Consider the following 25,694-nt stretch of genomic DNA (forward strand, 5'->3'; position numbering starts at 1 on the left):
GGGGCTGCCATGTTACGTACAATCAACTTCATGGGCGTTCGCAACGTTGCGTTCGGCGTCACTGTATTGCTGACCTTGCTGGCGTTGTTCAGCTGGTTCAGCAAGGGCCTGAACTACGGCCTGGATTTCACCGGCGGTACGCTGATCGAGCTGACCTACGAGCGTCCGGCAGATGTCGGCAAGGTGCGCGAGCAACTGCTGGCCTCGGGTTACACCGACGCTGTGGTGCAGAGCTTTGGCGCCACCACCGACCTGCTGGTGCGCATGCCGGGTGAAGACCCGCAGCTGGGTCAGCAAGTGGCCGAGGCCTTGCAGAAGGCCGGTGGCGACAACCCGGCGCAGGTCAAGCGTGTCGAGTATGTCGGCCCGCAAGTGGGTGAAGAGCTGCGCGACCAGGGCGGCCTCGGCATGCTGATGGCGCTGGGCGGCATCCTGCTCTACCTGGCCTTCCGCTTTCAGTGGAAGTTCGCGGTGGGCGCGATTGTGTCGCTGATCCACGACGTGATCGTGACCGTGGGCATCCTGTCGTTCTTCCAGATCACCTTCGATTTGACGGTGTTGGCGGCGGTGCTGGCGATCATCGGTTACTCGCTCAACGACACCATCGTGGTGTTCGACCGGGTGCGGGAAAACTTCCGTGTGCTGCGCAAGGCGACGCTGATCGAGAACATCAACATCTCGACCACCCAGACCCTGCTGCGGACCATGGCGACGTCGATCTCCACGTTGCTGGCGATCGGCGCGCTGCTGATTTTCGGTGGCGACAACCTGTTTGGCTTCTCCATTGCGCTGTTCATTGGTGTATTGGCGGGTACTTACTCGTCGATCTACATCGCCAACGTGGTGCTGATCTGGCTGAACCTGAGCACCGAGGATCTGATTCCTCCGGTGGCCACTGACACGGAAGTGGACGACCGCCCGTAGGGTTTGGTCTCCGCCCGTCACAGCCCGAAAGGCGCGAGTTGAACTCGCGCCTTTTTTTGTGCTCCAAGGCTGGGAGAAGCGCGGATAAATCCGCATGTGATGGTCAGGAGGTTCAAGTGAACAAATCGATGCTGGTTGGTGCGGTATTGGGTGCTGTCGGTGTGACTGCCGGTGGTGCGGTAGCCACCTACAGCTTGGTCAAAAGCGGCCCTGAGTATGCGCAAGTATTGGCCGTGGACCCGGTTAAGACACAAATCAAGACCCCCCGTGAAGTGTGCAAGGACGTCACCGTGACCCGGCAGAAGCCGGTCCAGGATCAACATCAGATCGCGGGTACCGTATTGGGCGCCGTGGCCGGTGGCCTGTTGGGTAACCAGATTGGCGGCGGCACCGGCAAGAAAATCGCCACCGTGGCGGGTGCGGCCGGCGGCGGTTATGCCGGTAACAAGATTCAGGAAGGCATGCAGGAGCGCGACACCTACACCACCACCCAAACTCGCTGCAACACGGTCAACGACATCAGCGACAAGGTTGTAGGTTACGACGTTCGCTACATGCTCGATGGCAAGGAAGGCAAAGTCCGCATGGACCGCGACCCGGGCAACCAGATCCCAGTGAACAAGGAAGGCCAACTGATCCTGGGGCAGAACGAACCGGCTCAGTGATCCGGCTGTTATGAAGAAGCACCCTTCGGGGTGCTTTTTTTGTGCCCGGATTTTACAACCCACCCAAGTCCTCTGTGGGAGCAAAGCTTGCTCGCGATAGCGATGGTTCAGCCTGCACCCTTTTTGGAAGATATGTCTCATTGTGGCGAGGGGATTTATCCCCGCTGGGGCGCGAAGCGGTCCTCAATGCCAGCAACCCGATATGTCAGGCAGATTGAATTGACTGCTTGAGGAAGGAGGCTGCTACGCAGCCCAGCGGGGATAAATCCCCTCGCCACAAAGGGAGGTGCCTGGCATAAGGGCTGGTTCTAGAAGGCATAAAAAAAGCACCCCGAAAGGTGCTTTTTCTGTAGCCGAGCTGCTTAGCGCTTCAACGAAGCCGGCAGGTGTGGCTGGATGGCGGTGAGTACGGCCTTGAAGCATTTGGTGTTGCCGGCAACGATGTGGCCTTTTTCAAGGAAGTCGTGGCCGCCGGTGAAGTCGCTCACCAAGCCGCCGGCTTCCTGGATCAGGAGGGCGCCTGCTGCCATGTCCCATTCGGACAGGCCCGACTCCCAGAAGGCATCGAAACGGCCGGCGGCGACATACGCCAGGTCCAGGCTCGCGGCGCCAGCGCGGCGGATGCCGGCGGTCTGGCCGACCAGGGCGCGGAACATGCCCAGGTAGTTGTCCAGGTTGTCCATCTGGTCATCGCGGAACGGGAAGCCGGTACCCAGCAGGGCGCCGTCCAGGCTGGTGCGACCGCTGACGCGCAGGCGACGACCGTTCAGTTGGGCGCCACGGCCACGGCTGGCGGTGAATTCTTCCTGGCGAACCGGGTCCAGCACGACGGCGTGTTCCAGGCGACCACGGTATTTGCAGGCGATGCTGACAGCGAAATGAGGGATGCCGCGCAGGAAGTTGGTGGTGCCGTCCAGCGGATCGATGATCCACAGGTACTCTTCACCTTCGATGCCGGTGCCGGCGTGCATGCCGGTCTCTTCACCCAGGATCGAGTGGTTCGGATAAGCCTTGCGCAGCGCGTCGACGATTTTCTGTTCGGCGGCGCGATCAACCTCGGACACGTAGTCCTTGGCGTCTTTTTCATCGACCTTGATGGTATCCAGGCGCTCGATGGAGCGGAAGATCAGTTCACTGGCGCTGCGGGCGGCGCGCAGCGCGATATTCAGCATGGGCTGCATGGATGTGTCACCTAAGGTTGTTAAAGAAAGCCGCGCATTCTATCAGAAAGTTTTCCCAGGAGAAGGTTGGTGTTCGCTTTCATAGCTTAACGGTAGGTGCTTAGGTAAGATTTGCTCCCTTTATCGTGTTCGAGAGCGCCTCCCTTGTTGCAGAACATTCGTGTCGTCCTGGTCAATACCAGCCATCCGGGAAATATCGGCGGGGCTGCGCGGGCCATGAAGAACATGGGCCTGTCGCGGCTGGTGCTGGTCGAGCCACGCTCGTTTCCCCATCACGAAGCCGACGCCCGGGCTTCCGGTGCCGGTGACATCCTGGCAGCCGCCCAAGTGGTCGCCACCCTGGAAGATGCCCTGGTGGGCTGCAACCTGGTGCTCGGCACCAGCGCCCGCGACCGCCGCATCCCCTGGCCGCTGCTCGACCCCCGCGAATGCGGAACCAAAGTGGTCGAGGAAGCCGGGCAGGGCGCTGAGATCGCCCTCGTGTTTGGCCGTGAAGATTCCGGCCTGACCAACGAAGAGCTGCAGCGATGTCACTTTCACGTGCATATCCCTTCCGACCCACAGTTCAGTTCCCTGAACCTCGGGGCGGCGGTGCAGGTATTGAGTTATGAAGTGCGCATGGCCTGGCTGGCGGCCGAAGGCAAACCCAGCAAGGTCGAAAAATTCGAGGCCACGTCGCCGCGCAGTGAGACACTGGCGACCATGGACGAGCTGGAGCGGCTCTATGAGCACCTGGAGCAGACCCTGGTGGATATCGAGTTTCTTGACCCGGACAAGCCCCGGCACTTGATGGCGCGCCTGCGCCGGTTGTACGGACGAAGCTCGGTCAGCCGGGCGGAGATGAATATATTGCGCGGCATCCTCACGGAAACCCAGAAAGCGGCCCGTGGCGAGCTGATTAAGCGGAAGGAATAAAGATGTTCGATCGTTTGCGTGAAGATATCCAAAGCGTTTTTCATCGTGACCCGGCGGCGCGTAATGCCTTTGAAGTGCTGACCTGCTACCCGGGCATGCACGCCATCTGGATCCATCGCCTCTCCGGTGCCTTATGGGGCATGGGTTGGAAGTGGCTGGCACGGGTTGTCTCCAACTTCGGACGCTGGCTCACCGGGATCGAGATCCACCCAGGCGCCAAGGTCGGTCGCCGGTTCTTCATCGACCACGGCATGGGCATTGTCATTGGTGAAACCGCCGAGATCGGCGATGACGTGACGCTGTACCAGGGCGTGACCCTCGGCGGCACCAGCTGGAACAAGGGCAAGCGCCACCCGACGCTGGAGGACGGCGTAGTGGTCGGTGCCGGCGCCAAGGTGCTCGGGCCGTTCACGGTGGGGGCAGGGGCGAAAGTCGGCTCCAATGCGGTGGTGACCAAGGCTGTGCCGGCCGGTGCGACCGTGGTGGGTATCCCGGGGCGAATCATCGTCAAGTCCGATGAAGAGCAGGACGCCCGCCGCAAGGCCATGGCCGAGAAGATCGGCTTCGATGCCTACGGTGTCGGCGAAGACATGCCCGACCCGGTCGCTCGCGCCATCAACCAGTTGCTCGATCACCTGCAGGCCGTCGACGGGCGCCTGGAGGGCATGTGCGGCGCCCTGAAGGACCTGGGCAGTAATTACTGCGCCAAGGACCTGCCTGAGCTGCGCGAGGAAGATTTTGCGTGTGTGAAGGATAAGGATCAAAGCCAGGCCAGTTGAGACCCTGCTGGCCTCATCGCGAGCAGGCTCGCTCCCACACTGGATCTGCGACGGCCTTAGATGTTGTGACCACTGCAAATCCCCTGTGGGAGCGGGCTTGCTCGCGAAGAACGATAACGCGGTATAGCTGGTCGCCACTGGCCAGCCTTTGCTATGATGCGCGCGCTCTTTTGCGGGTAAACCTGAGTAAAGCACTAGGTCTTATAGTTGACTTAAATACTCGGGAATTGCATACTCGCCCCATTCCGAACTCCGTGGTAATTGTCCATGCGACTGACTACAAAAGGCCGATACGCCGTGACCGCGATGCTGGATCTGGCATTGCATGCGCAGCACGGGCCGGTGTCCCTGGCCGATATCTCCGAGCGCCAGGGCATTTCCCTGTCTTACCTTGAGCAGCTGTTCGCCAAGCTGCGCCGCAGCAACCTGGTTTCCAGTGTGCGCGGCCCCGGTGGTGGCTATCAGCTGTCACGCGACATGCAGGGCATCCAGGTCGCCCAGGTGATCGACGCGGTGAACGAATCGGTCGATGCGACCAAATGCCAGGGCCTTGGCGACTGCCATGGCGGCGATACTTGCCTGACCCATCACTTGTGGTGTGACCTGAGCCTGCAGATTCACGAATTTCTAAGCGGTATCAGCTTGGCTGACCTTGTAACTCGCCGTGAGGTGCAAGAAGTAGCCCAGCGTCAGGACCAGCGCCGTTGCAACAGCAAGGCGCTGCACCTGGACAAGATTGAAGCGTCCGCCGTCGAATGACCGCCGCAGAGCACGCGGAACGCCAGCCAGCCTGATTTAGGAGAAAGTCCATGAAATTGCCGATTTACCTTGATTACTCTGCGACCACCCCGGTTGATCCGCGTGTCGCGCAAAAGATGAGTGAATGCCTGCTGGTCGACGGAAACTTCGGTAACCCGGCGTCCCGCTCCCACGTGTTCGGCTGGAAAGCTGAAGAGTCGGTCGAAAACGCCCGCCGCCAGGTCGCTGACCTGGTCAACGCCGACCCACGTGAAATCGTCTGGACCTCTGGTGCTACTGAGTCCGACAACCTGGCAATCAAGGGTGTCGCGCACTTCTATCACACCAAGGGCAAGCACCTGATCACCTCCAAGATCGAGCACAAGGCTGTCCTGGACACCATGCGCCAGCTTGAGCGTGAAGGTTTCGAAGTTACCTACATCGAGCCAGGTGAAGACGGCATCATCACCCCAGCCATGGTCGAAGCCGCACTGCGCGACGACACCATCCTGGTTTCGATCATGCACGTGAACAACGAAATCGGCACCGTCAACGACATCGAAGCCATCGGCGAGCTGACCCGCTCCAAGGGCGTCCTGTTCCACGTCGACGCGGCCCAGTCCACCGGCAAGGTCGACATCGACCTGTCCAAGCTCAAAGTCGACCTGATGTCGTTCTCGGCTCACAAAACCTACGGCCCTAAAGGTATCGGCGCGCTGTACGTGAGCCGCAAGCCACGTGTTCGCCTCGAAGCGACCATGCACGGCGGCGGTCACGAGCGTGGCATGCGTTCCGGCACCCTGGCGACCCACCAGATCGTCGGCATGGGCGAAGCCTTCCGTGTGGCCAAGGAAGACATGGCCGCCGAGAACGTGCGCATCAAGGCCCTGAGCGACCGTTTCTTCAAGCAGGTCGAACACCTCGAAGAGCTCTACGTCAACGGCAGCATGATCGCCCGCGTACCGCACAACCTGAACCTGAGCTTCAACTACGTTGAAGGCGAGTCGCTGATCATGGCGCTCAAGGATCTGGCCGTGTCGTCCGGTTCGGCATGCACCTCGGCGTCCCTCGAGCCTTCGTACGTACTGCGCGCCCTGGGCCGCAACGACGAACTGGCTCACAGCTCGATCCGCTTCACCTTCGGCCGCTTCACCACCGAAGAAGAAATCGATTACGCCGCGCAGAAAGTCTGCGAGGCCGTTACCAAGCTGCGCGCTCTGTCGCCGCTGTGGGATATGTACAAAGACGGTGTCGACATCTCGAAAATCGAGTGGGCGGCGCACTGAGAAGTCGCCTCCAGAGCGACTCACTGATGAGGATTAAAGCAAATGGCATATAGCGAAAAGGTCATCGACCACTACGAGAACCCGCGCAACGTCGGCAAGATGGACGCGCAGGACCCTGATGTTGGCACCGGCATGGTCGGCGCCCCGGCGTGCGGCGACGTGATGCGCCTGCAGATCAAGGTCAACGAGCAAGGCATCATCGAAGATGCCAAGTTCAAGACCTATGGCTGCGGTTCGGCCATTGCGTCCAGCTCCCTGGCCACCGAGTGGATGAAGGGCAAGACCCTTGATGAGGCTGAAACCATCAAGAACACTCAGCTGGCCGAAGAACTGGCCCTGCCGCCAGTGAAGATCCACTGCTCGGTACTCGCCGAAGACGCCATCAAGGCTGCCGTTCGCGATTACAAGCAGAAGAAAGGCTTGATCTGATCCGCGCACAGGTAAGGAGTTTTCATGGCTATCCAGATGACAGAAGCGGCAGCTAACCATATCCAGCGCTCTCTTGCAGGGCGCGGCAAGGGCGAGGGTATCCGCCTGGGTGTTCGCACCACGGGCTGCTCTGGTCTTGCCTACGTGCTCGAATTCGTCGACGAAGTCGGCGAAGACGATCAGGTGTTCGAGAGTCATGGTCAGAAAGTGATCATCGATCCGAAAAGCCTGACGTACCTGGACGGCACTGAACTGGATTTCGTCAAGGAAGGGTTGAACGAAGGCTTCAAGTTCAACAACCCCAACGTGCGCGGTGAATGTGGCTGCGGCGAAAGCTTCAACATCTGAGGCGGCTTGTGGGTACTCCTTGTCATTTTGCTTTGTTCCAGTTGCAGCCGGGCTTTTCCCTGGATCTTGAGCAGTTGTCCGCTCGTTATCTGGAGCTGGCCCGCGGCGTCCATCCCGACCGTTTCGCTGATGCCTCGGAGGCAGAGCAGCGGCGCGCGCTGGAACAGTCGGCGAACCTCAACGACGCTTACCAGACGCTCAAGAACCCGGCCAAGCGCGCGCGTTATCTGCTGGCCATCAGCGGTCATGAGTTGCCTCTGGAAGTCACCGTGCATGATCCCGAGTTTCTGTTGCAGCAGATGCAGTGGCGCGAAGAACTCGAAGATCTGCAGGACAGCGCCGATCTGGCCGGTGTCGCGGTGTTCAAGCGCCGCCTGAAGGACGCCCAGCACACCTTGAATGAAAGCTTCGCAGCCTGTTGGGACGATGCTGCGCAACGCGAACAGGCCGAACGCCTGATGCGGCGCATGCAATTCCTCGACAAGCTCACCTACGAAGTGCGCCAGCTAGAAGAGCGCCTCGACGATTAACCCAGTGCCGCTCCGGTCGCACGCCTGATTACAGATAAGTCCTGATTACGATGGCCCTACTGCAGATCGCCGAACCCGGCCAAAGTCCACAACCGCACCAGCGTCGCCTGGCTGTGGGAATTGACTTGGGTACTACCAATTCCCTTGTCGCTGCGTTGCGCAGTGGCCTTTCCGAACCGCTGGCCGATGAGCAGGGGCAAGTGATCCTGCCGTCTGCCGTGCGCTATCACGCCGATCGCGTGGAAGTGGGCGAGTCAGCCAAGCTGGCCGCGGCGACCGATCCCTTCAACACCATTGTTTCGGTCAAGCGCCTGATGGGGCGTGGTCTGTCCGACGTCAAGCAATTGGGTGATCAGCTGCCGTACCGTTTCGTTGACGGCGAATCCCACATGCCGTTCATTGAAACCGTGCAGGGCCCGAAAAGTCCGGTGGAAGTTTCCGCTGATATTCTCAAGGTGCTGCGCCAGCGCGCCGAAGCGGCGTTGGGCGGTGAATTGGTCGGTGCGGTCATCACTGTCCCGGCCTATTTCGACGATGCCCAGCGCCAAGCCACCAAGGACGCGGCCAAGTTGGCCGGTCTGAACGTGCTGCGCCTGCTCAACGAACCGACCGCCGCTGCTGTGGCCTACGGTCTGGACCAGCACGCCGAAGGCCTCGTCGCGATCTACGACTTGGGCGGCGGCACCTTTGATATTTCCATTCTGCGCCTGACCGGCGGCGTCTTCGAAGTCCTGGCCACCGGCGGCGACAGCGCCCTGGGCGGCGATGACTTCGATCACGCCATCGCCGGCTGGATCATTGAGCAAGCGGGCCTGTCCGCAGACCTTGATCCGGGCGCGCAACGTCAGCTGCTGCAAACGGCCTGCGCCGCCAAGGAAGCCCTGACCGACGCGGCAACGGTCGAAGTGGCTTACGGCGACTGGAAGGCTGTGCTGAGTCGTGAAGCCTTTGATGCGCTGATCGAACCCATGGTCGCCCGCAGCCTCAAGGCCTGCCGCCGTGCCGTGCGTGATTCCGGTGTGGAGCTCGAAGACGTCAAGGCCGTGGTCATGGTCGGCGGTTCGACCCGTGTGCCGCGGGTTCGCGAAGCCGTCGCCGAGGCCTTTGGCCGCCAGCCGCTGACTGAAATCGACCCGGACCAGGTGGTTGCCATCGGCGCCGCGATCCAGGCCGATACCCTGGCCGGCAACAAGCGCGACGGCGGCGAGCTGCTGTTGCTCGACGTGATTCCATTGTCCCTGGGCCTGGAAACCATGGGCGGCCTGATGGAGAAGGTGATCCCGCGCAACACCACCATCCCCGTTGCCCGTGCCCAGGACTTCACCACGTATAAAGACGGCCAGTCGGCCATGATGATTCATGTGCTGCAAGGCGAGCGTGAACTCATCAGCGACTGCCGTTCCCTGGCGCGCTTCGAATTGCGCGGCATCCCGGCGATGGTGGCCGGTGCGGCGAAGATCCGCGTGACCTTCCAGGTCGACGCCGACGGTTTGCTCAATGTCTCCGCCCGCGAGCTGGGTTCGGGCGTCGAGGCGAGCATCCAGGTCAAGCCGTCCTACGGTCTGACCGACGGCGAAATCGCCAAAATGCTCAAGGATTCGTTCCAGCATGCCAGCGACGACAAGGTCGCCCGGGTATTGCGTGAGCAGCAGGTCGACGGCCAGCGTTTGGTCGAAGCCGTGCAGGCCGCTCTTGAGGCCGATGGCGACCGTCTGCTGGACGCCGAGGAACGCATGGTGATCGAGCTGCAAATGCAGGAATTGTCTGAATTGATCAAAGGCACCGATGGTTATGCCATCGAGCAGCAGACCAAGCGTCTGTCGCAAGTCACCGATGCCTTTGCTGCCCGCCGCCTGGACTCGACGGTCAAAGCCGCCCTGGCGGGGCGCAACCTGAATGAAATTGAGGAATAACTGATGCCGCAGGTGATTTTTCTGCCCCACGAGAAGTTCTGTCCCGAGGGCATGGTCGTGGAGGCTGAGCCCGGAATTTCCATTCTCGAGCTGGCCCATGAGCACCATATCGAGATGGAAAGTGCCTGTGGCGGCGTCTGCGCCTGCACGACTTGCCATTGCATTATTCGTGAGGGCTTCGATTCGCTGGAAGAAGCGGATGAGTTGGAGGAAGATTTCCTCGATAAGGCCTGGGGCCTGGAAGCCCAATCGCGTCTGGGCTGCCAAGCTATTGTCGGCACCGAAGACCTGACCGTTGAAATCCCGAAATATTCGCTTAACCATGCGGCCGAAGCGCCGCACTGATTCAGGAAGCTGCAATGAGTCTGAAATGGGTTGATGTACTGGAAATCGCAATCCAGCTGGCTGAATCCAAGCCGGATGTGGACCCCCGTTACGTGAACTTCGTCGATCTGCACAAGTGGGTGCTGGCGTTGCCGGAGTTCAGCGATGATCCGGCCCGTGGCGGTGAGAAGGTGCTGGAAGCGATTCAGTCGGCCTGGATCGAAGAGACAGAGTAGGCGCTGACGAGCGAAGCGAGGCTGCGATCTTTTCGCGATTATAAGCGGACGGTCAAGATCAAAAGATCGCAGCCTCGCTTCGCTCGGCAGCTCCTACACGTAGGCAGACGCAGTTAGGCAATACCCAAGAACCCGCGTATAATTCGCGGGTTTAATTTTTCGCAAATTACCGTTTCTGGAGTTACACCATGGCTGTTCAACGTACTTTCTCCATCATCAAGCCTGACGCCGTTGCTAAAAACGTGATCGGCAAGATCGTTACCCGCTTCGAAGACGCTGGCCTGCGCGTTGTAGCTTCGAAAATGAAGCAACTGTCCAAGGCCGAAGCCGAAGGCTTCTACGCTGAGCACAGCGAGCGCGGTTTCTTCGGTGAGCTGGTTGCCTTCATGACTTCCGGTCCGGTTGTTGTTCAGGTGCTGGAAGGCGAAAACGCCATTGCTCGCAACCGTGAGCTGATGGGCGCCACCAACCCTAAAGAAGCTGCTGCCGGCACCATCCGTGCTGACTTCGCTGAGTCGATCGACGCCAACGCCGTTCACGGTTCGGACTCCGAAGCCGCTGCTGCTCGCGAAATCGCTTACTTTTTCTCCGCTACTGAAGTAACCACTCGCTAAGCCCAGGCTTTTGAGTGAAGGTGAATCCATGACTACATCGAACGGCAAAACCAACCTGTTGGGCCTGACCCAGCCGGAAATGGAGAAATTCTTCGACTCGATCGGGGAGAAGCGTTTCCGTGCCGGCCAGGTGATGAAATGGATTCACCACTTTGGCGTCGACGACTTCGACGCCATGACGAATGTCAGCAAGGCCCTGCGCGAAAAGCTCAAGGCCGTTGCTGAAATTCGCGGTCCGGAAGTGGTCAGCGAGGACATCTCCAGCGACGGCACCCGTAAGTGGGTGGTGCGTGTGGCGTCCGGCAGCTGCGTCGAGACCGTTTACATTCCCCAGGGCAAACGCGGCACCTTGTGCGTTTCGTCCCAGGCAGGCTGTGCCCTGGATTGCAGTTTCTGCTCCACCGGCAAGCAAGGCTTCAATAGCAACCTCACCGCCGCCGAAGTGATCGGCCAGGTGTGGATTGCCAACAAATCCTTTGGCAGCGTCCCGGCGACCGTCGACCGTGCCATCACCAACGTGGTGATGATGGGCATGGGTGAGCCGCTGCTGAACTTCGACAACGTCATCGCTGCCATGCACCTGATGATGGATGACCTGGGTTATGGCATCTCCAAGCGCCGGGTGACCCTGTCTACCTCCGGCGTGGTGCCGATGATCGATGAGCTGGCCAAGCATATCGACGTCTCCCTGGCGTTGTCGCTGCACGCACCCAATGACGCATTGCGTAACCAATTGGTGCCGATCAACAAGAAATACCCGCTTAAGATGCTGCTGGAATCGTGTCAGCGCTACATGTCGTCCCTGGGCGAAAAACGCGTGCTGACCATCGAGTACACGCTGCTCAAGGACGTGAACGACAAGGTTGAACATGCGGTCGAGATGATCGAGTTGCTCAAGAACATCCCTTGCAAGATCAACCTGATTCCGTTCAACCCGTTCCCGCACTCCGGTTACGAGCGTCCGAGCAACAACGCGATTCGTCGCTTCCAGGATCAGCTTCACCACGCTGGCTTCAACGTCACCGTGCGCACCACCCGCGGCGAAGACATCGATGCCGCGTGTGGCCAATTGGTAGGACAGGTGCTGGATCGCACCCGTCGCAGTGAGCGCTACATTGCCGTGCGTGAGTTGAACGCCGCCGACGATGTCGCGCAAAACGCTGCGAACAGTCACTAAGAGAGGAACTCTATGTCCCTGCGCTTCGCGCTGCTGTTGCTGTTGGCCGGTCTTTGTACCGGTTGTGTTCTGTCGGGTGACTACAACCCCATGAAAACCAGCAAGGGGCGCGACGAGGCGCGTGAAGCCTATGTGCAATTGGGCATAGGCTATCTGCAACAGGGCATGACCGAGCGAGCCAAGGTGCCACTCAAGAAAGCCCTGGAGCTGGATGATTCAGATGCCGATGCCAATGCAGCCCTGGCGTTGGTATTCCAGGCTGAGATGGAACCTGAGCTGGCTGACGCGCATTTTCGCAAGGCGCTGTCTGCCCAGCCGCAGGATGCACGGATCCTGAATAATTACGGCAGTTTCCTCTTCGAGCAGGAGCGCTATAAAGAAGCCTACGAGCGCTTCGAGCAGGCGGCCGCCGACACCCTTTATCCAGAGCGCTCACGGGTTTTCGAGAACCTGGGCATGACGGCCTCGAAACTTGGTCAGCGTGATCTGGCTCGCCAGCAGCTTGAAAAAGCCCTGCGGCTCAACCGCCAGCAGCCGCGGGCATTGCTGGAAATGGCTGAGTTGTCTTACGAAGACAGGCATTATGTGCCCGCGCGCGATTATTACGAACGTTTTAGCCTGCTGAGCGAGCAAAATGCACGTAGTCTATTGCTCGGTGTTCGGCTGGCCCACGTGTTTGAAGATCGTGACAAGGCCGCCAGTTTTGGCCTGCAACTAAAAAGACTCTATCCCGGTACGCCGGAATATCAGCAATACCTGTCGGAGCAATGATGAAAGCGGCGCATCCTGAAGTTGTAGCAGCGACTCGCGTAAATCCCGGTGAGACCCTGCGCCAAGCTCGCGAAAGCAATGGTTGGTCGCTGGCAGAGGTGGCCCTCAAGCTCAATCTCACCGTGGCTTCCCTGGGCAACCTGGAAGCCGGCGCGTTCGATAAATTGCCTGGGCATACGTTCGCTCGGGGCTACATCCGTGCCTACGCCAAGTTGCTCGGCATGGACCAGACCGAACTGGTCCAGCAATTCGATCAATACACCGGTTCCGACGCCCAGGGCAGCAGCGTGCACAGCCTGGGTCGCATCGAAGAGCCGGTTCGCGTTTCCCACACCATTTTGCGAATCGTCAGCTTGTTGCTGTTGATCGCGGTGATTGGTGGCGGTTTCCTCTGGTGGCAGGACCAGGCTGCTTTGCGCGCCAAGGATCCCATTGCCATGAACCCTGAGCATGTCGAAGTCGAAGGCGCCGACGGCACCACCCGCATACATCCGCTGGACGAGCCGGAAGATCAGGCTGTGGTGGAAGGCCAGAGCGCAGGGGAAACCACCCTGGTGTTGCCTCAGGGGCAGGACGGCGCTGATCCGGCCGTCGGTGCCGAACCGAGTGTGCCGGCCGCTCCGGCAGACGCGCCCGCTGCACCCGTCGCGCCAGCCCCGACCGCCAATGCGCCGGCTACTCAAGCGCCGGCTGTACCGAGCACGCCAGCCCCAGTCGTCGAAACTCCGGCCGCGCCAGCCGCAACGCCAGCCGCAACGCCAGCCGCTCCGACAGCCTCCACCCCTGCGGTAGCGCCTGTCGCTCCCGCCGCCGGTCAAGGCCAGGTACAGATTCAATTTACCGCCGACTGCTGGACGCAGATCACCGATGGCACCGGCAAGGTGCTGTTCAGTGGCCTCAAGCGCAAGGGCGACAGTGCTTCCGTCAACGGCACGCCGCCGTTTGCCGTGCGCCTGGGTTATGCCCGTGGCGCGCAGGTCAGCTACAACGGCCAACCGGTCGACGTGGCTCCGTTCACCAGTGGCGAGACCGCTCGCCTGAAGTTGGGTCAATAAGTCATGCACGGCGAATCTCCAATCAAACGTCGCGAATCGCGAAAGATCTGGGTCGGCAACGTTCCTGTTGGCGGCGATGCGCCCATCGCTGTGCAAAGCATGACCAACAGCGACACCAACGACGTGGCCGCCACCGTTGCGCAGATCAACCGACTGGAAGCCGCCGGTGTCGATATCGTGCGGGTTTCCGTGCCGGACATGGACGCCGCCGAGGCGTTCGGCAAAATCAAGCAGTTGGTCAAAGTGCCGCTGGTGGCCGACATTCACTTCGATTACCGCATCGCCCTGCGCGTGGCCGAGCTGGGTGTGGACTGCCTGCGCATCAATCCGGGCAACATTGGTCGCGAAGACCGCGTGCGTGCGGTGGTGGATGCCGCCCGCGACCGTGGTATTCCGATCCGCATCGGCGTCAACGCCGGTTCCCTGGAAAAAGACCTGCAAAAGAAATACGGCGAACCCACCCCGGCTGCGCTGGTGGAGTCGGCCCTGCGCCATGTCGAGCACCTGGAGCGCCTGAACTTCCAGGACTTCAAGGTCAGCGTGAAGGCTTCCGACGTGTTCATGGCCGTCGAAGCCTACCGTCTGCTGGCCAAGGAAATCGTCCAGCCGTTGCACCTGGGCATCACCGAAGCCGGTGGGTTGCGTTCGGGCACGGTGAAATCCGCGGTCGGCCTCGGTATGCTGCTCGCCGAAGGAATTGGCGATACCATCCGCATCTCGTTGGCGGCCGATCCGGTGGAGGAAGTGAAAGTCGGCTACGACATTCTCAAGTCCCTGCACCTGCGTTCCCGTGGCATCAACTTCATCGCCTGCCCAAGCTGCTCGCGGCAGAACTTCGATGTGGTCAAGACCATGAACGAGCTGGAAGGGCGCCTGGAAGACCTGCTGGTGCCGCTGGATGTCGCGGTGATTGGTTGCGTGGTCAACGGGCCAGGTGAAGCCAAGGAAGCCCATATCGGCCTCACCGGCGGTACACCGAACCTGATTTACATCGACGGCAAGCCGTCGCAGAAACTGACGAATGACAATCTGGTGGATGAACTGGAACGGCTGATCCGCCAGAAAGCGGCCGAAAAGGTCGAAGCCGACGCTGCTGTAATCGCGCGTGGTTGAGTCGAACGAATTTAAGGATTACCTGTGAGCAAGTCCCTGCAAGCCATTCGTGGCATGAACGACATCCTGCCCGAGCAGACGCCCCTGTGGCGTTATTTCGAGGGCACCGTGGCGCGTTTGCTGGATAACTACGGTTATCGGCAGATCCGCATGCCGATCGTCGAGTTCACCGAGCTGTTCAAGCGCTCCATCGGCGAAGTGACCGACATCGTCGAAAAAGAGATGTACACCTTCGAGGACCGCAACGGCGATTCGCTGACCCTGCGTCCCGAAGGCACGGCGGCGTGCGTGCGCGCGGTGCTGGAGCACGGCATTACCGGCGGTGGCCAGGTGCAGAAACTCTGGTACATCGGCCCGATGTTTCGCCACGAGCGTCCGCAGAAAGGTCGTTATCGCCAGTTCCACCAGATAGGCCTGGAGGTATTCAACCTCGACGGTCCGGACATCGACGCCGAGCTGATCGTGTTGACCTGGCGCCTGTGGGGCGAGCTGGGCATTCGTGATGCGGTCAAGCTCGAACTCAACAGCCTGGGCACCAGCGAGTCCCGTGGGCGCTACCGCGAAGCGCTGGTGGAGTTCCTGTCCGCTCACCTGGACAAGCTGGACGAAGACAGTCAGCGCCGCCTCAAGACCAATCCGCTGCGGGTGTTGGATACCAAGAACGCCGACACGCAGGCGATCCTGGTCGATGCGCCGAAAATGGCTGACTACCTCGACGAAGAGTCCCGTCTGCACTTCGAAGGCCTGAAGGCGCGCCTGGACGCCGTCGGCATTCCCTACGTCATCAACCCGAAGCTGGTCCGCGGGCTGGATTACTACAGCAAGACCGTCTTCGAATGGGTCACCGACAAGCTGGGGGCCCAGGGCACGGTGTGTGCCGGCGGCCGTTACGACGGGCTGGTGGAACAGATGGGCGGCAAGCCGACCTCGGGCGTGGGTTTTGCCATGGGCATCGAACGTCTGGTGTTGATGCTTGAGACGCTGGACAAGATTCCGCAAGAAATCGCCCGTCAGGTCGACGTTTACCTGTGCGCCTTCGGCGAAGCAGCCGAACTGGCGGCCCTGGCGCTGAGCGAGCGAGTCCGCGACCAGTTGCCCAACCTGCGCCTGCAGATCAACGCCGGCGGCGGCAGCTTCAAGAGCCAGTTCAAGAAGGCCGACAAGAGCGGTGCGTTGTATGCACTGATTCTCGGTGACGACGAATTGGCCCAGCAAGTGGTAGGTTTCAAACCCCTGCGTGGCCAGGGCGAACAACAAAGCATTGCCTGGGATGCGCTTGCCGCACACCTGGCCACCTGCGTCGTGCAGGGTTGAAGCTGTCAAACAGCCGATTTAGCGATTAAGGAGTATTGGGGTGTCGAGTACCGAAGATGAACAGCTGGCGGATTTGAAGGACTGGTGGACGCGCAACGGTAAGCCGCTGGTCACTGGCGGCCTGTTGGCGCTGGTCATCGTGTTCGGCTGGCAGGCCTGGCAGAAATACCAGAGCAACCAGGCGCAAGGCGCTTCGATGCTCTATCAGCAGTTGCTGGAAACCACCCTGACCCCGGACGGCAAGCCTGACGCTGCCCGCGTGGCGGAGTTGGCCGGTAAACTCGACAACGAATTCGGCGGCACGGCCTACGCGCAATATGGCCGCCTGTTCGTGGCCAAGGTCGCGGTAGACACCGGCAAGCTGGACGACGCCGCCACTGAGCTGAAGGCCATTGTCGACAAGCCGGTCAACCCGACCCTGGGCGAAGTGGCGCGTCAGCGTCTGGCGCAGGTGCTGGCGGCGCAGAACAAGGCCGAAGAGGCGTTGAAGCTGCTCGACGGTGATGCCAACAAGGCGTTCCTGGCGACCCGCGAAGAACTCAAGGGCGACCTGCTGGTACAGCTTGGTCGTGCTGATGAGGCCCATGCGGCCTACCAAAAAGCCAAGGCTGCGCTGTCGGATGAAGCCGCGGTCGGTGGCCTGCAAATCAAGCTGGACGACCTGGCCAAAGGGGATGCGTGACGTGATCCGTTGGAAACATGCAGCATTGCTGGCTCTGGCCATTCTGGCCGCGGGTTGCAGCAGCAACAGCAAGAAAGAACTGCCACCGGCCGAACTGACCGACTTCAAAGAAGAAGTCGTGCTGCAGAAGCAATGGAGCCGCTCCATTGGTGACGGCCAGGGTGAAACCTACAACATGCTGGTGCCGGCCATCGATGGCGACACTATTTATGCCTCCGACGTCACTGGCGTGGTGATGGCGATGGACCGCATCAACGGCGACGTCAAGTGGGAGCAGGATCTCGAACTGCCCGTTTCCGGCGCCGTTGGCGTGGGTTACGGGCTGGTCATGATCGGCACGCTCAAGGGCGAAATCGTGGCCTTGGATGCCAGCAGCGGTGAAGAGAAATGGCGCGCCCGCGTGACCAGTGAAGTTCTCGCACCGCCGGCCACCAACGGTGACGTGGTGGTGGTACAGACCCAGGATGACAGCCTGATCGGTCTGGATGCAGCTACTGGCGAGCAGCGCTGGTTGTACGACAGCACTCCGGCGGTACTGACTCTGCGCGGCACCAGTGCGCCGATCGTGACCAACCGCCTCGCGGTGGCTGGGTTGTCGACCGGTAAAGTGGTTGCCTTGGATATTTCCAACGGCGTGCCGGTCTGGGAACAGCGCGTGGCCATCCCGCAGGGCCGTTCGGAACTGGAGCGTGTGGTCGATATCGACGGTGGCCTGCTGTTGTCTGGCGAGACGCTGTATGTCGCCAGTTACCAGGGCCGCGTTGCGGCCCTGGACCTGGAAAGCGGTCGCCCACTGTGGCAGCGCGATGCGTCCAGCTACGCCGGTGTCGCCCAAGGTTTTGGCAGCGTCTACGTGAGCCTGTCCTCGGGCACGGTTGAAGGCGTCGACGAGCGTTCCACCACCGCATTGTGGAGCAACGATTCCCTGGCCCGTCGTCAACTGTCGGCCCCGGAAGTCTTCTCCAGCTACGTTGCAGTCGGTGACCTGGAAGGTTACCTGCACCTGCTCAGCCAGGTGGACGGTCGCTTTGTCGGCCGTGAGCGCATCGACAGCGACGGCCTGCGCGCCCGTCCGCTGGTGGTGGGCAACATGATTTATGTGTATGGCAACAGCGGCAAACTGGAAGCCCTGACCATCAAGTAAGACTATGCTTGGGGCTAGATCTCAAGCGGCCCGTCCTTGTGGGAGCGGGCTTGCTCGCGAATACGGTGTATCAGAAGAAAATTTGTTAACTGACACACCGTCTTCGCGAGCAAGCCCGCTCCCACAGGACTGCCTCCGAGCACCAGCCGCTGCCTCGCAGCGGCTTTTGTATTTTCTGAAATAACGAAGTGGAGAGCCGCATGGTTCCCGTAATCGCCCTGGTGGGCCGACCGAACGTCGGCAAGTCCACCTTGTTCAATCGCCTGACCAGGACTCGCGACGCCATTGTTGGCGACTTGTCCGGTCTGACCCGTGATCGCCAATACGGTGAGGCCAAGTGGCAAGGGCGTACCTATATTCTGGTCGACACTGGCGGCATCTCCGGTGATGAACACGGCATGGACGAAAAAATGGCCGAGCAGTCGCTGCTCGCCATTGAAGAAGCGGATGTGGTGCTGTTCCTGGTAGACGCCAAGGCCGGTTTTACTGCCGCCGACCAGATGATCGCCGAGCATTTGCGCAAACGTAACAAGCGTTCCTACGTGGTGGCCAACAAGGTCGACAACATCGACCCGGACATGGCCCGCGCCGAGTTCGCTCCGCTGGGCATGGGCCAGGCGATTCCGATTGCTGGTGCGCATGGTCGGGGCATCACCCAGATGCTGGAAATCGCCCTGGCTGACTTCCCGAAAGACGACGAAGACGAACCGGAAGACGGCGAAGAAGAAATCGTTGCCGAAGGTGAGGAAGCCAAGCGCATTCCTGGCCCTAGCGAAAAAGACGGGATCAAGATCGCCATCATCGGCCGTCCGAACGTCGGCAAGTCGACGCTGGTCAACCGCATGCTCGGCGAAGACCGGGTCATCGTGTACGACCAGCCCGGCACCACCCGCGACAGTATCTACATCCCGTTCGAGCGTAACGAAGAGAAGTACACGCTGATCGACACGGCCGGTGTGCGCAAGCGCGGCAAGATCCACGAAGAAGTCGAAAAATTCTCCGTGGTCAAAACCCTGCAGGCGATCAAAGACGCCAACGTGGTGATCTTCGTGATGGACGCCCGCGAAGGCGTGGTCGATCACGACCTGAACCTGCTGGGCTTCGCTCTGGAAGCCGGCCGTGCGTTGGTCATCGCGATCAACAAGTGGGACGGCATGACGCCTAGCGAACGGGATTTCGTCAAGGTCGAACTGCAGCGTCGGCTGTTCTTCGTTGACTTTGCCGACATCCACTTTATCTCGGCCTTGCACGGTACGGGCGTGGGTAACCTTTACGCGTCGGTGCAGAACTCGTTCAAGTCGGCGGTCACCCGCTGGCCGACCAACCGCCTGACCCAGATCCTGGAAGACGCCGTCGGCGAGCACGCGCCACCGATGGTCAACAACCGCCGGATCAAGCTGCGTTACGCTCACCTGGGTGGCGCCAACCCGCCGATTATCGTGATTCACGGTAACCAGATCGAGAAAGTGCCCAAGTCGTACGTCCGCTATCTGGAAAACACTTATCGCCGCGTCCTCAAGCTGGTCGGTACGCCGATCCGCATCGAGTTCAAGGGCGGCGAGAACCCGTACGAAGGCAACAAGAACACGCTCACCGACCGTCAGGTCAACAAGAAGCGCCGTTTGATGTCGCACCACAAAAAAGCCGACAAGAAGCGCCGCGATAAGCGTTGATTCGATGACGATTGCCTGGGAACTACTGTGGCGAGGGAGCTTGCTCCCGCTGGGTTGCGCCCTGTAGGAGTTGTCGAGTGCAACGAGGCTGCGATCTTTCCCTAGACGCTTGAGTCCCAAGCGAAAGATCAAAAGATCGCAGCCTTCGGCAGCTCCTACGCGCAACCCAGCGGGAGCAAGCTCCCTCGCCACGGTGGTTCACTCTGCGACAAATGAGAAGGGTGCCCATGGGCACCCTTTTTCATGCCCGGCGATTGGGCTATCCTCGAGCTCTCCCGCGCCGCGCCAGAGCCGGGTGTAGACGCAGGGAACCCCAATGATCACCAGCAAGTTGCCGAATGTCGGCATCACTATCTTCACCCAGATGTCCCAACTCGCCGCGCAGACCGGCGCGCTCAATCTGTCTCAGGGGTTTCCCGATTTCGATGGTCCGCAGGCCCTGCGCGATGCAGTCGGCCGGCATGTGGCCCAAGGTCATAACCAGTACTCGCCCATGACCGGTTTGCCGGCGCTGCGCCAGCAGATTGCGGCGAAGATTGCCCGCAGCTATGGCGTCAGCGTTGATGCCGACCAGGAAGTGACCGTGACCCCCGGTGCGACCCAGGCGATTTTCTGTGCCATCGCGGCCGTGGTTCACAGCGGCGACGAAGTGATTGTGTTCGACCCTTGCTACGACAGCTATGAACCTGCCGTCGAGTTGGCCGGTGGCCGTTGCGTGCATGTGCAATTGGGCCTGGATGATTTCGCCATCGATTTCCAGAAGCTCGGTGAAGCCTTGAGCCCGCGTACGCGCATGATCATTCTCAACACGCCGCACAACCCCAGTGGCGCCCTGATCAGCCGCGCTGAGCTCGACCAGTTGGCGGCCTTGATTCGCGACCGCGACATTTACCTGATCAGTGATGAAGTCTACGAACACCTAGTGTTCGACGGCGTCGCCCACGCCAGTGTCCTGGCCCATGAAGAGCTGTACCGGCGGGCCTTTGTGGTCAGTTCGTTCGGCAAGACCTACCACGTCACCGGCTGGAAAACCGGCTACGTGGTGGCGCCACCCGCCCTGACGGCGGAACTGCGCAAGGTGCATCAGTACGTCAGCTTCTGCGGCGTGACGCCGTTGCAGTACGCCCTGGCCGACTACATGGCCGATCACCCGGAACACGTCGAAGAGCTGCCGGACTTCTACCAGGCCAAGCGTGACCTGTTCTGTGACTTGTTGACCCCTTCGCGCTTTAGTTTCAGGCGGGTGCCCGGCACTTATTTCCAGTTGGTGGACTACTCGCAGATCCGCCCGGACCTCAATGACGTCGACATGGCAATCTGGATGACCCGTGAGCACGGCGTGGCGACGATCCCTGTCTCGGTGTTCTACCAGAACCCACCCGAAGGCCAGCGCCTGGTGCGCCTGTGCTTTGCCAAACGCGAGGAGACGCTGCGCGAAGCGGCGGAAAAGCTATGCGTGATCTGAGTGCCTTGCCCAACCTCAATGTGGCGCTGATCCAGACCACCCTGGCCTGGCACGATCGCCAGGCCAACCTGGAACATTTCGAGGGCTTGCTTGCGCAGGCGCGCGGGGCGGACCTGATTATCCTGCCGGAGATGTTCACCACAGGTTTCTCCATGGAGTCCGAGACCTTGGCTGAGCCGGAAAACGGCCCTTCACACAAGTGGCTCCAGGCTCAGGCAGCGAAGCTTGAAGCGGTGATCACCGGCAGTGTGATTATCCAGGCCGCCGACGGCAGCCATCGCAATCGTCTGCTCTGGGCGCGACCGGACGGCGAAGTGCTGCATTACGACAAGCGTCATCTGTTCCGCATGGCCGGTGAGCACAATCACTACACGCCGGGCGAGCGCCAGGTGCTGTTCGAACTCAACGGCTGGCGCATCCGTCCGCTGATTTGCTATGACCTGCGTTTCCCCGTGTGGAGCCGCGACGCCGAGGACACTGATCTGTTGCTGTACACCGCCAACTGGCCCGGCGCGCGGCGCCAGCATTGGAATCGTCTGTTGCCGGCCCGGGCCATCGAGAACCTGTGCTACGTGGCCGCGGTAAACCGCATCGGCCACGACGGCAAGGGCTTTGCCTATACCGGTGACAGTCAGGTGTTGGACTTCCAGGGCGAAACCCTGCTCAGCGCCGGTGAGGCCGACGGGGTGTTCACCGTGTGTTTGAATGCGGCGGACCTGGCGGCATATCGCACACGCTTTCCGGCGAACCTGGATGCCGACACGTTCGAATTCATCTGATTGAAACGATTCAGCCCTTCAGACCCGCTGATGGTGGCCGATAACCGGGGCAGCCAAGGAGAAGTCCCCCTATGACCAGCATCAGCGCAATCACGGTAAATCCATACCCACTCTCTGCACCCAAAGTTTCTATCAAGGGTGCGGAAGATGAAGCAGCGGTCAGCTCGGCAGTATCGACTGACGCCAGCGCAGACAAAGACCGCCAGTTGAAAGTTGACACCAGTGGCGCGAACATCGCTGGCGCGCCGGCCAGCGGCAGTGGCGATGTCATCGAACAGCTAAAAAAACAGATAGAGCAGACTGAAAAGCTGCTGGCCGAGCAGCAAGCCCAGTTGGCTCGCGTGCAGAAAAGCCAGGCCAACCAGGAGCAGAAAGCCCAAGAGACCATGGCGATCCAGACTCAGATCATGGCCACCCAGGCCACATTGCAGACCTTGCAGGCCGCTTTACTGCAGGCGATGACTGTTTCGATCGATACCCATGCCTGACGATCCCGGTCGTCTGACAGGCACAATCGCGAGCAGGCTCGCTCCCACAGGGTGCGGCGCTGCGATTCCAATGTGGGAGCGAGCCTGCTCGCGATGAGGCCGGAACAGCCAGCACAAAATATCAGCCAAACAAAAAGGCCCCAGGGTTCACACCCCGGGGCCTTTTGTATTTCAGCTAAACCATCAGGCCGCTTTGGCTTCCGGCTGGCTCAGGGAGCGGTTCAGCGCGCTGAACAGGGCCTTGAAGCTGGCGGTGGTGATGTTCTCATCGATGCCCACGCCGTGGACCGCGCGCTCACCGTTGACCCGCAGCTCGATGTACGCCGCAGCCTTGGCGTTGGTGCCGGCGCCGATGGCGTGTTCGTTGTAGTCCATGATCTCCACCGGGATCGGCAGGCCGGCCACCAGCGCTTCCAGCGCGCCGTTGCCCTTGCCGCGCCAATGCAGGTTAGTCTCGCCCTGGCCCTTGCTGGCCACTTCGACTTCCACGGCGCTGTTGCCGTTTTCTTCCTGCAGGCGATGGCTGACCAGCGCATACGGGGTGTTGGCTTGCAGGTATTCGCTGTGGAGCAGGGCGTGGATCTGCTGGGCGGTCATTTCCAGGCCCAGGCGATCGGTTTCGCGCTGCACCACCTGGCTGAACTCGATCTGCATGCGACGCGGCAGGCTGATGCCGTATTCCTGCTCCAGCAGGTAGGCGATCCCGCCTTTGCCCGACTGGCTGTTGACCCGGATCACCGCCTCGTAGCTGCGGCCGATGTCGGCCGGGTCGATCGGCAGGTACGGCACTTCCCACAGGGTGTCCGGTTTCTGCTGGGCGAAACCCTTGCGGATTGCGTCCTGGTGCGAGCCGGAGAATGCCGTGTGAACCAGGTCGCCCACGTATGGGTGGCGCGGGTGCACCGGGATCTGGTTGCACTCTTCGACCACTTTGCGCACGCCGTCGATGTCGGAGAAATCCAGCTCAGGGTTGATGCCCTGGGTGTAGAGGTTCAGCGCGACGGTCACCAGGTCGACGTTACCGGTGCGCTCGCCGTTGCCGAACAGGCAGCCTTCGACACGGTCGGCGCCGGCCATCAGGCCCAGTTCAGTGGCGGCTACGCCGGTGCCACGGTCGTTATGGGTGTGCAGGCTGATGAGCACGCTGTCGCGACGGGTGATGTTGCGACCGAACCATTCGATCTGGTCGGCGTAGACGTTCGGAGTGGCGACTTCCACGGTGGCCGGCAGGTTGAGGATGACCTTGCGCTCAGGCGTCGGGTTCCAGACCTCGATCACCGCGTCGCAGACTTCCTTGGCGAACTCCAGCTCGGTGGCGCTGAAGGTCTCTGGCGAGTATTCGAACTGCCACTGGGTTTCTGGCTGTTGCGCGGCGTATTTGACGAACAGCTTGGCCGCGTTCACCGCGATTTCCTTCACGCCTTCCTTGTCCTGATTGAACACGATGCGGCGGAACGACGGGCTGGTGGCGTTGTACAGGTGAACGATGGCTTTTTTCGCACCGCGCAGAGATTCGAACGTGCGGGCGATCAGGTCTTCACGGGCCTGGGTCAGCACCTGGATGGTGGTGTCGTCCGGGATGTGGCCTTCTTCGATGAGGGTGCGCACGAAGTCGAAGTCGGTCTGCGAAGCCGCCGGGAACGACGCTTCGATTTCCTTCACGCCCACGGCGACCAGGGTTTTCCAGAAACGCAGCTTCTTGGCGGCGTCCATCGGCTCGATCAGCGACTGATTGCCGTCACGCAGGTCGGAGCTGCACCAGATCGGCGCGGCGGTGATGGTCTTCGACGGCCAGGTGCGATCCGGCAGGTTGATGGTGGGGAAGGCGCGGTACTTGGAAGACGGGTCTTTGAGCATGCTCATCTGGGAATCCTTTTATTGTCGTGGCCGGAAAAAGGCGGCCTGCCGGTGGTTCGTACGGGGGTGGCTTAAAGCCGGAACGAGGTGCCGCGATTCAGCCTGGCAGTCGTGCGCTGACGAGGCACAGGCTGCGGTGCTGGCGAAGCTGGATGAGGGTGTGAGAGGTTTTCATGCCCTCAACCCTAACCGCGCGGAGGACGGATCGCAAGCAGTCGGGAAAAATTGAGATAAGTTCTGTTTTTAGACTGGTTTGCGAGATTTAATCGCGCATATTAGAGGTGTTTATCTTGGAAATTGCGTCGATGTTTTGAGCTTGGCAATTCACAGGATGGTGGTGAGGCGTCTGCCGTCATCGCGAGCAGGCTCGCTCCCACAGGATCTCTGGTGGTGCAAATGCTGGGTTCACCAGAGATCCCCATGTGGGAGCGAGCCTGCTCGCGATGAGGCCGGCAGCTTCACCGCAAAAATTCAGGGCTGGAATGCCCCGATAAAAATCGCCGGATCCACCCGCGCATCGTTCAGGCTGATGTTCCAGTGCATGTGTGGCCCGGTCGCCCGCCCCGTGGAGCCGACTTTGCCGACGACTGTGCCGCGCTTGAGCTGCTGGCCGACCTTCACGTCGATCTTCGACATGTGACAGAACATGCTGATGAAACCCTGGCCATGATCGACGAATACGGTGTTGCCATTAAAGAAGTAATTACCGGTGAGGATCACCTTGCCTGCGGCCGGAGTCTTGATGGGTGTGCCGGCGGGCACAGCGAAGTCCAGCCCGGCGTGGGGGTTGCGTTCTTCGCCGTTGAAGAAGCGCCGCACGCCGAACTTGCTCGACATCGGACCATTGACCGGCTTGTCCAGCAGCAGGTTGCTGGGGATGTTCGGGCTGAAGCTGCGATACGCCTTCAGTTGCACGGCCAGCTCGGCGTTGATGCGTTTGAGGTCCGCCGGATTTGGATTGACCTGGCGCTTATTCTTCAGCGTGATGTGTTGCTCGGGGTACTTTTTGTAGCCGACCACGAACGGCTGAGTGCTGCCGCCACTGCTGATCTGCTGGGTGCCGGGCTTGACCGTCAGCGGGATGCCGACAATCGCCAGCCAGTTGTCCTTTTCCTTGACCACCAGCACCGGTTTGCCCTGGTAACTGGCTTTTGGCGGCTGGGCCGCGCTGCCCAGGTCTACCACGGCTACGCCGCCGGGCACTGGCTTGTTCAGCAGGCGGGTGATGTAACTGTCAGCGTTGGCGTTGAAGGTCAGGCACAGCAAAAGCAATGGGGCGAGATATCGCGGCATG

The 25,694-nt window shown here is 60.6% G+C and carries 27 protein-coding genes; 24 read left to right on the plus strand and 3 right to left on the minus strand.

The features are described 5' to 3' along the window. Positions 1 to 9 precede the first annotated feature (9 nt). A complete protein-coding gene (gene secF / locus BMY45_RS24485) occupies positions 10 to 924 on the plus strand; it encodes a protein translocase subunit SecF (protein ID WP_092402594.1) in 915 nt (304 codons plus the stop codon). Positions 925 to 1,040: 116 nt separating this feature from the next. Then, positions 1,041 to 1,589 carry a glycine zipper 2TM domain-containing protein gene (locus tag BMY45_RS24490; protein WP_047227466.1) on the plus strand — a complete coding sequence of 183 codons (549 nt, stop codon included), beginning with the start codon at positions 1,041 to 1,043 and terminating at the stop codon, positions 1,587 to 1,589. A gap of 362 nt (positions 1,590 to 1,951) precedes the next feature. On the opposite strand, the gene suhB is transcribed toward BMY45_RS24490, so the two are convergent. Continuing rightward, the gene (suhB, locus tag BMY45_RS24495) at positions 1,952 to 2,770 is read right to left on the minus strand and encodes a type III secretion system regulator SuhB (RefSeq protein ID WP_003185165.1); all 819 of its coding nucleotides are present in this window, start codon (positions 2,768 to 2,770) and stop codon (positions 1,952 to 1,954) included. A 144-nt stretch (positions 2,771 to 2,914) separates the two neighbouring features. Here suhB and trmJ point away from each other — a divergent pair, with 144 nt between their 5' ends. The 22 genes from trmJ to BMY45_RS24605 all read left to right on the plus strand — a co-directional run bounded on the left by trmJ (position 2,915) and on the right by BMY45_RS24605 (position 22,543). Then, positions 2,915 to 3,685 carry a tRNA (cytosine(32)/uridine(32)-2'-O)-methyltransferase TrmJ gene (gene trmJ / locus BMY45_RS24500; protein ID WP_047227467.1) on the plus strand — a complete coding sequence of 257 codons (771 nt, stop codon included), beginning with the start codon at positions 2,915 to 2,917 and terminating at the stop codon, positions 3,683 to 3,685. Positions 3,686 to 3,687: 2 nt separating this feature from the next. Continuing rightward, entirely contained in the window at positions 3,688 to 4,464 is a 777-nt protein-coding gene (cysE, locus tag BMY45_RS24505; RefSeq protein WP_092402596.1) for a serine O-acetyltransferase, read from the plus strand. Positions 4,465 to 4,731: 267 nt separating this feature from the next. Next, a complete protein-coding gene (gene iscR, locus BMY45_RS24510) occupies positions 4,732 to 5,223 on the plus strand; it encodes a Fe-S cluster assembly transcriptional regulator IscR (protein ID WP_092402598.1) in 492 nt (163 codons plus the stop codon). Positions 5,224 to 5,273: 50 nt separating this feature from the next. Beyond that, positions 5,274 to 6,488, plus strand: coding sequence for an IscS subfamily cysteine desulfurase (locus tag BMY45_RS24515; RefSeq protein ID WP_047227470.1), 1,215 nt, complete (start codon positions 5,274 to 5,276; stop codon positions 6,486 to 6,488). A 42-nt stretch (positions 6,489 to 6,530) separates the two neighbouring features. Further along, the gene (iscU, locus tag BMY45_RS24520; RefSeq protein WP_003185157.1) at positions 6,531 to 6,917 is read left to right on the plus strand and encodes a Fe-S cluster assembly scaffold IscU; all 387 of its coding nucleotides are present in this window, start codon (positions 6,531 to 6,533) and stop codon (positions 6,915 to 6,917) included. 24 nt (positions 6,918 to 6,941) lie between these two features. After that, positions 6,942 to 7,265 (plus strand): iron-sulfur cluster assembly protein IscA, encoded by a 324-nt coding sequence (gene iscA / locus BMY45_RS24525; RefSeq protein ID WP_003185155.1) that lies wholly within the window; start codon positions 6,942 to 6,944, stop codon positions 7,263 to 7,265. A gap of 8 nt (positions 7,266 to 7,273) precedes the next feature. After that, complete coding sequence (gene hscB / locus BMY45_RS24530; RefSeq protein WP_047227472.1) at positions 7,274 to 7,795, plus strand: co-chaperone HscB; 522 nt, start codon at positions 7,274 to 7,276, stop codon at positions 7,793 to 7,795. A gap of 50 nt (positions 7,796 to 7,845) precedes the next feature. Then, positions 7,846 to 9,708, plus strand: a complete 1,863-nt coding sequence (gene hscA, locus BMY45_RS24535) for a Fe-S protein assembly chaperone HscA (protein ID WP_092402600.1) — start codon at positions 7,846 to 7,848, stop codon at positions 9,706 to 9,708. Positions 9,709 to 9,711: 3 nt separating this feature from the next. Then, complete coding sequence (gene fdx, locus BMY45_RS24540) at positions 9,712 to 10,053, plus strand: ISC system 2Fe-2S type ferredoxin (RefSeq protein WP_092402602.1); 342 nt, start codon at positions 9,712 to 9,714, stop codon at positions 10,051 to 10,053. A gap of 14 nt (positions 10,054 to 10,067) precedes the next feature. Further along, positions 10,068 to 10,268 (plus strand): Fe-S cluster assembly protein IscX, encoded by a 201-nt coding sequence (iscX, locus tag BMY45_RS24545; RefSeq protein WP_092402604.1) that lies wholly within the window; start codon positions 10,068 to 10,070, stop codon positions 10,266 to 10,268. A gap of 188 nt (positions 10,269 to 10,456) precedes the next feature. Next, entirely contained in the window at positions 10,457 to 10,882 is a 426-nt protein-coding gene (gene ndk / locus BMY45_RS24550) for a nucleoside-diphosphate kinase (RefSeq protein ID WP_042727994.1), read from the plus strand. Positions 10,883 to 10,910: 28 nt separating this feature from the next. Further along, positions 10,911 to 12,059: a dual-specificity RNA methyltransferase RlmN gene (rlmN, locus tag BMY45_RS24555; RefSeq protein ID WP_047227475.1), complete on the plus strand. Its 1,149-nt coding sequence runs from the start codon at positions 10,911 to 10,913 to the stop codon at positions 12,057 to 12,059. A gap of 12 nt (positions 12,060 to 12,071) precedes the next feature. Next, a complete protein-coding gene (gene pilW, locus BMY45_RS24560; RefSeq protein ID WP_092402606.1) occupies positions 12,072 to 12,830 on the plus strand; it encodes a type IV pilus biogenesis/stability protein PilW in 759 nt (252 codons plus the stop codon). Further along, positions 12,830 to 13,885, plus strand: a complete 1,056-nt coding sequence (locus BMY45_RS24565) for a RodZ domain-containing protein (protein WP_092402608.1) — start codon at positions 12,830 to 12,832, stop codon at positions 13,883 to 13,885. The genes pilW and BMY45_RS24565 overlap by 1 nt, the downstream gene beginning before the upstream one ends. Before the next feature lie 3 nt (positions 13,886 to 13,888). Continuing rightward, positions 13,889 to 14,998 (plus strand): flavodoxin-dependent (E)-4-hydroxy-3-methylbut-2-enyl-diphosphate synthase, encoded by a 1,110-nt coding sequence (ispG, locus tag BMY45_RS24570; protein WP_003185136.1) that lies wholly within the window; start codon positions 13,889 to 13,891, stop codon positions 14,996 to 14,998. Between the two features lie 24 nt (positions 14,999 to 15,022). Then, a complete protein-coding gene (gene hisS / locus BMY45_RS24575; protein WP_092402611.1) occupies positions 15,023 to 16,312 on the plus strand; it encodes a histidine--tRNA ligase in 1,290 nt (429 codons plus the stop codon). Positions 16,313 to 16,352: 40 nt separating this feature from the next. Beyond that, entirely contained in the window at positions 16,353 to 16,994 is a 642-nt protein-coding gene (locus tag BMY45_RS24580; protein ID WP_092402613.1) for a YfgM family protein, read from the plus strand. After that, complete coding sequence (gene bamB / locus BMY45_RS24585; RefSeq protein ID WP_092402615.1) at positions 16,987 to 18,138, plus strand: outer membrane protein assembly factor BamB; 1,152 nt, start codon at positions 16,987 to 16,989, stop codon at positions 18,136 to 18,138. Before BMY45_RS24580 ends, bamB begins: the two co-directional genes overlap by 8 nt. 200 nt (positions 18,139 to 18,338) lie before the next feature. Beyond that, positions 18,339 to 19,811: a ribosome biogenesis GTPase Der gene (gene der, locus BMY45_RS24590; RefSeq protein WP_076386232.1), complete on the plus strand. Its 1,473-nt coding sequence runs from the start codon at positions 18,339 to 18,341 to the stop codon at positions 19,809 to 19,811. Between the two features lie 316 nt (positions 19,812 to 20,127). After that, positions 20,128 to 21,276, plus strand: a complete 1,149-nt coding sequence (locus BMY45_RS24595; protein ID WP_092402617.1) for a pyridoxal phosphate-dependent aminotransferase — start codon at positions 20,128 to 20,130, stop codon at positions 21,274 to 21,276. Next, a complete protein-coding gene (locus BMY45_RS24600; RefSeq protein ID WP_092402688.1) occupies positions 21,264 to 22,055 on the plus strand; it encodes an amidohydrolase in 792 nt (263 codons plus the stop codon). The genes BMY45_RS24595 and BMY45_RS24600 overlap by 13 nt, the downstream gene beginning before the upstream one ends. A gap of 71 nt (positions 22,056 to 22,126) precedes the next feature. Continuing rightward, entirely contained in the window at positions 22,127 to 22,543 is a 417-nt protein-coding gene (locus BMY45_RS24605; protein ID WP_092402619.1) for a hypothetical protein, read from the plus strand. Positions 22,544 to 22,726: 183 nt separating this feature from the next. Here BMY45_RS24605 and leuA read toward each other — a convergent pair whose 3' ends face one another. Both leuA and BMY45_RS24620 read right to left on the minus strand, forming a co-directional pair. After that, the gene (gene leuA / locus BMY45_RS24610; RefSeq protein ID WP_047227484.1) at positions 22,727 to 24,406 is read right to left on the minus strand and encodes a 2-isopropylmalate synthase; all 1,680 of its coding nucleotides are present in this window, start codon (positions 24,404 to 24,406) and stop codon (positions 22,727 to 22,729) included. Positions 24,407 to 24,871: 465 nt separating this feature from the next. Then, a complete protein-coding gene (locus tag BMY45_RS24620) occupies positions 24,872 to 25,693 on the minus strand; it encodes a peptidoglycan DD-metalloendopeptidase family protein (protein WP_092402621.1) in 822 nt (273 codons plus the stop codon). Position 25,694 lies beyond the last annotated feature (1 nt).

The sequence above is a fragment of the Pseudomonas sp. NFACC39-1 genome, from assembly GCF_900110355.1.
Classification (GTDB): Bacteria; Pseudomonadota; Gammaproteobacteria; order Pseudomonadales; family Pseudomonadaceae; genus Aquipseudomonas; species Aquipseudomonas tehranensis.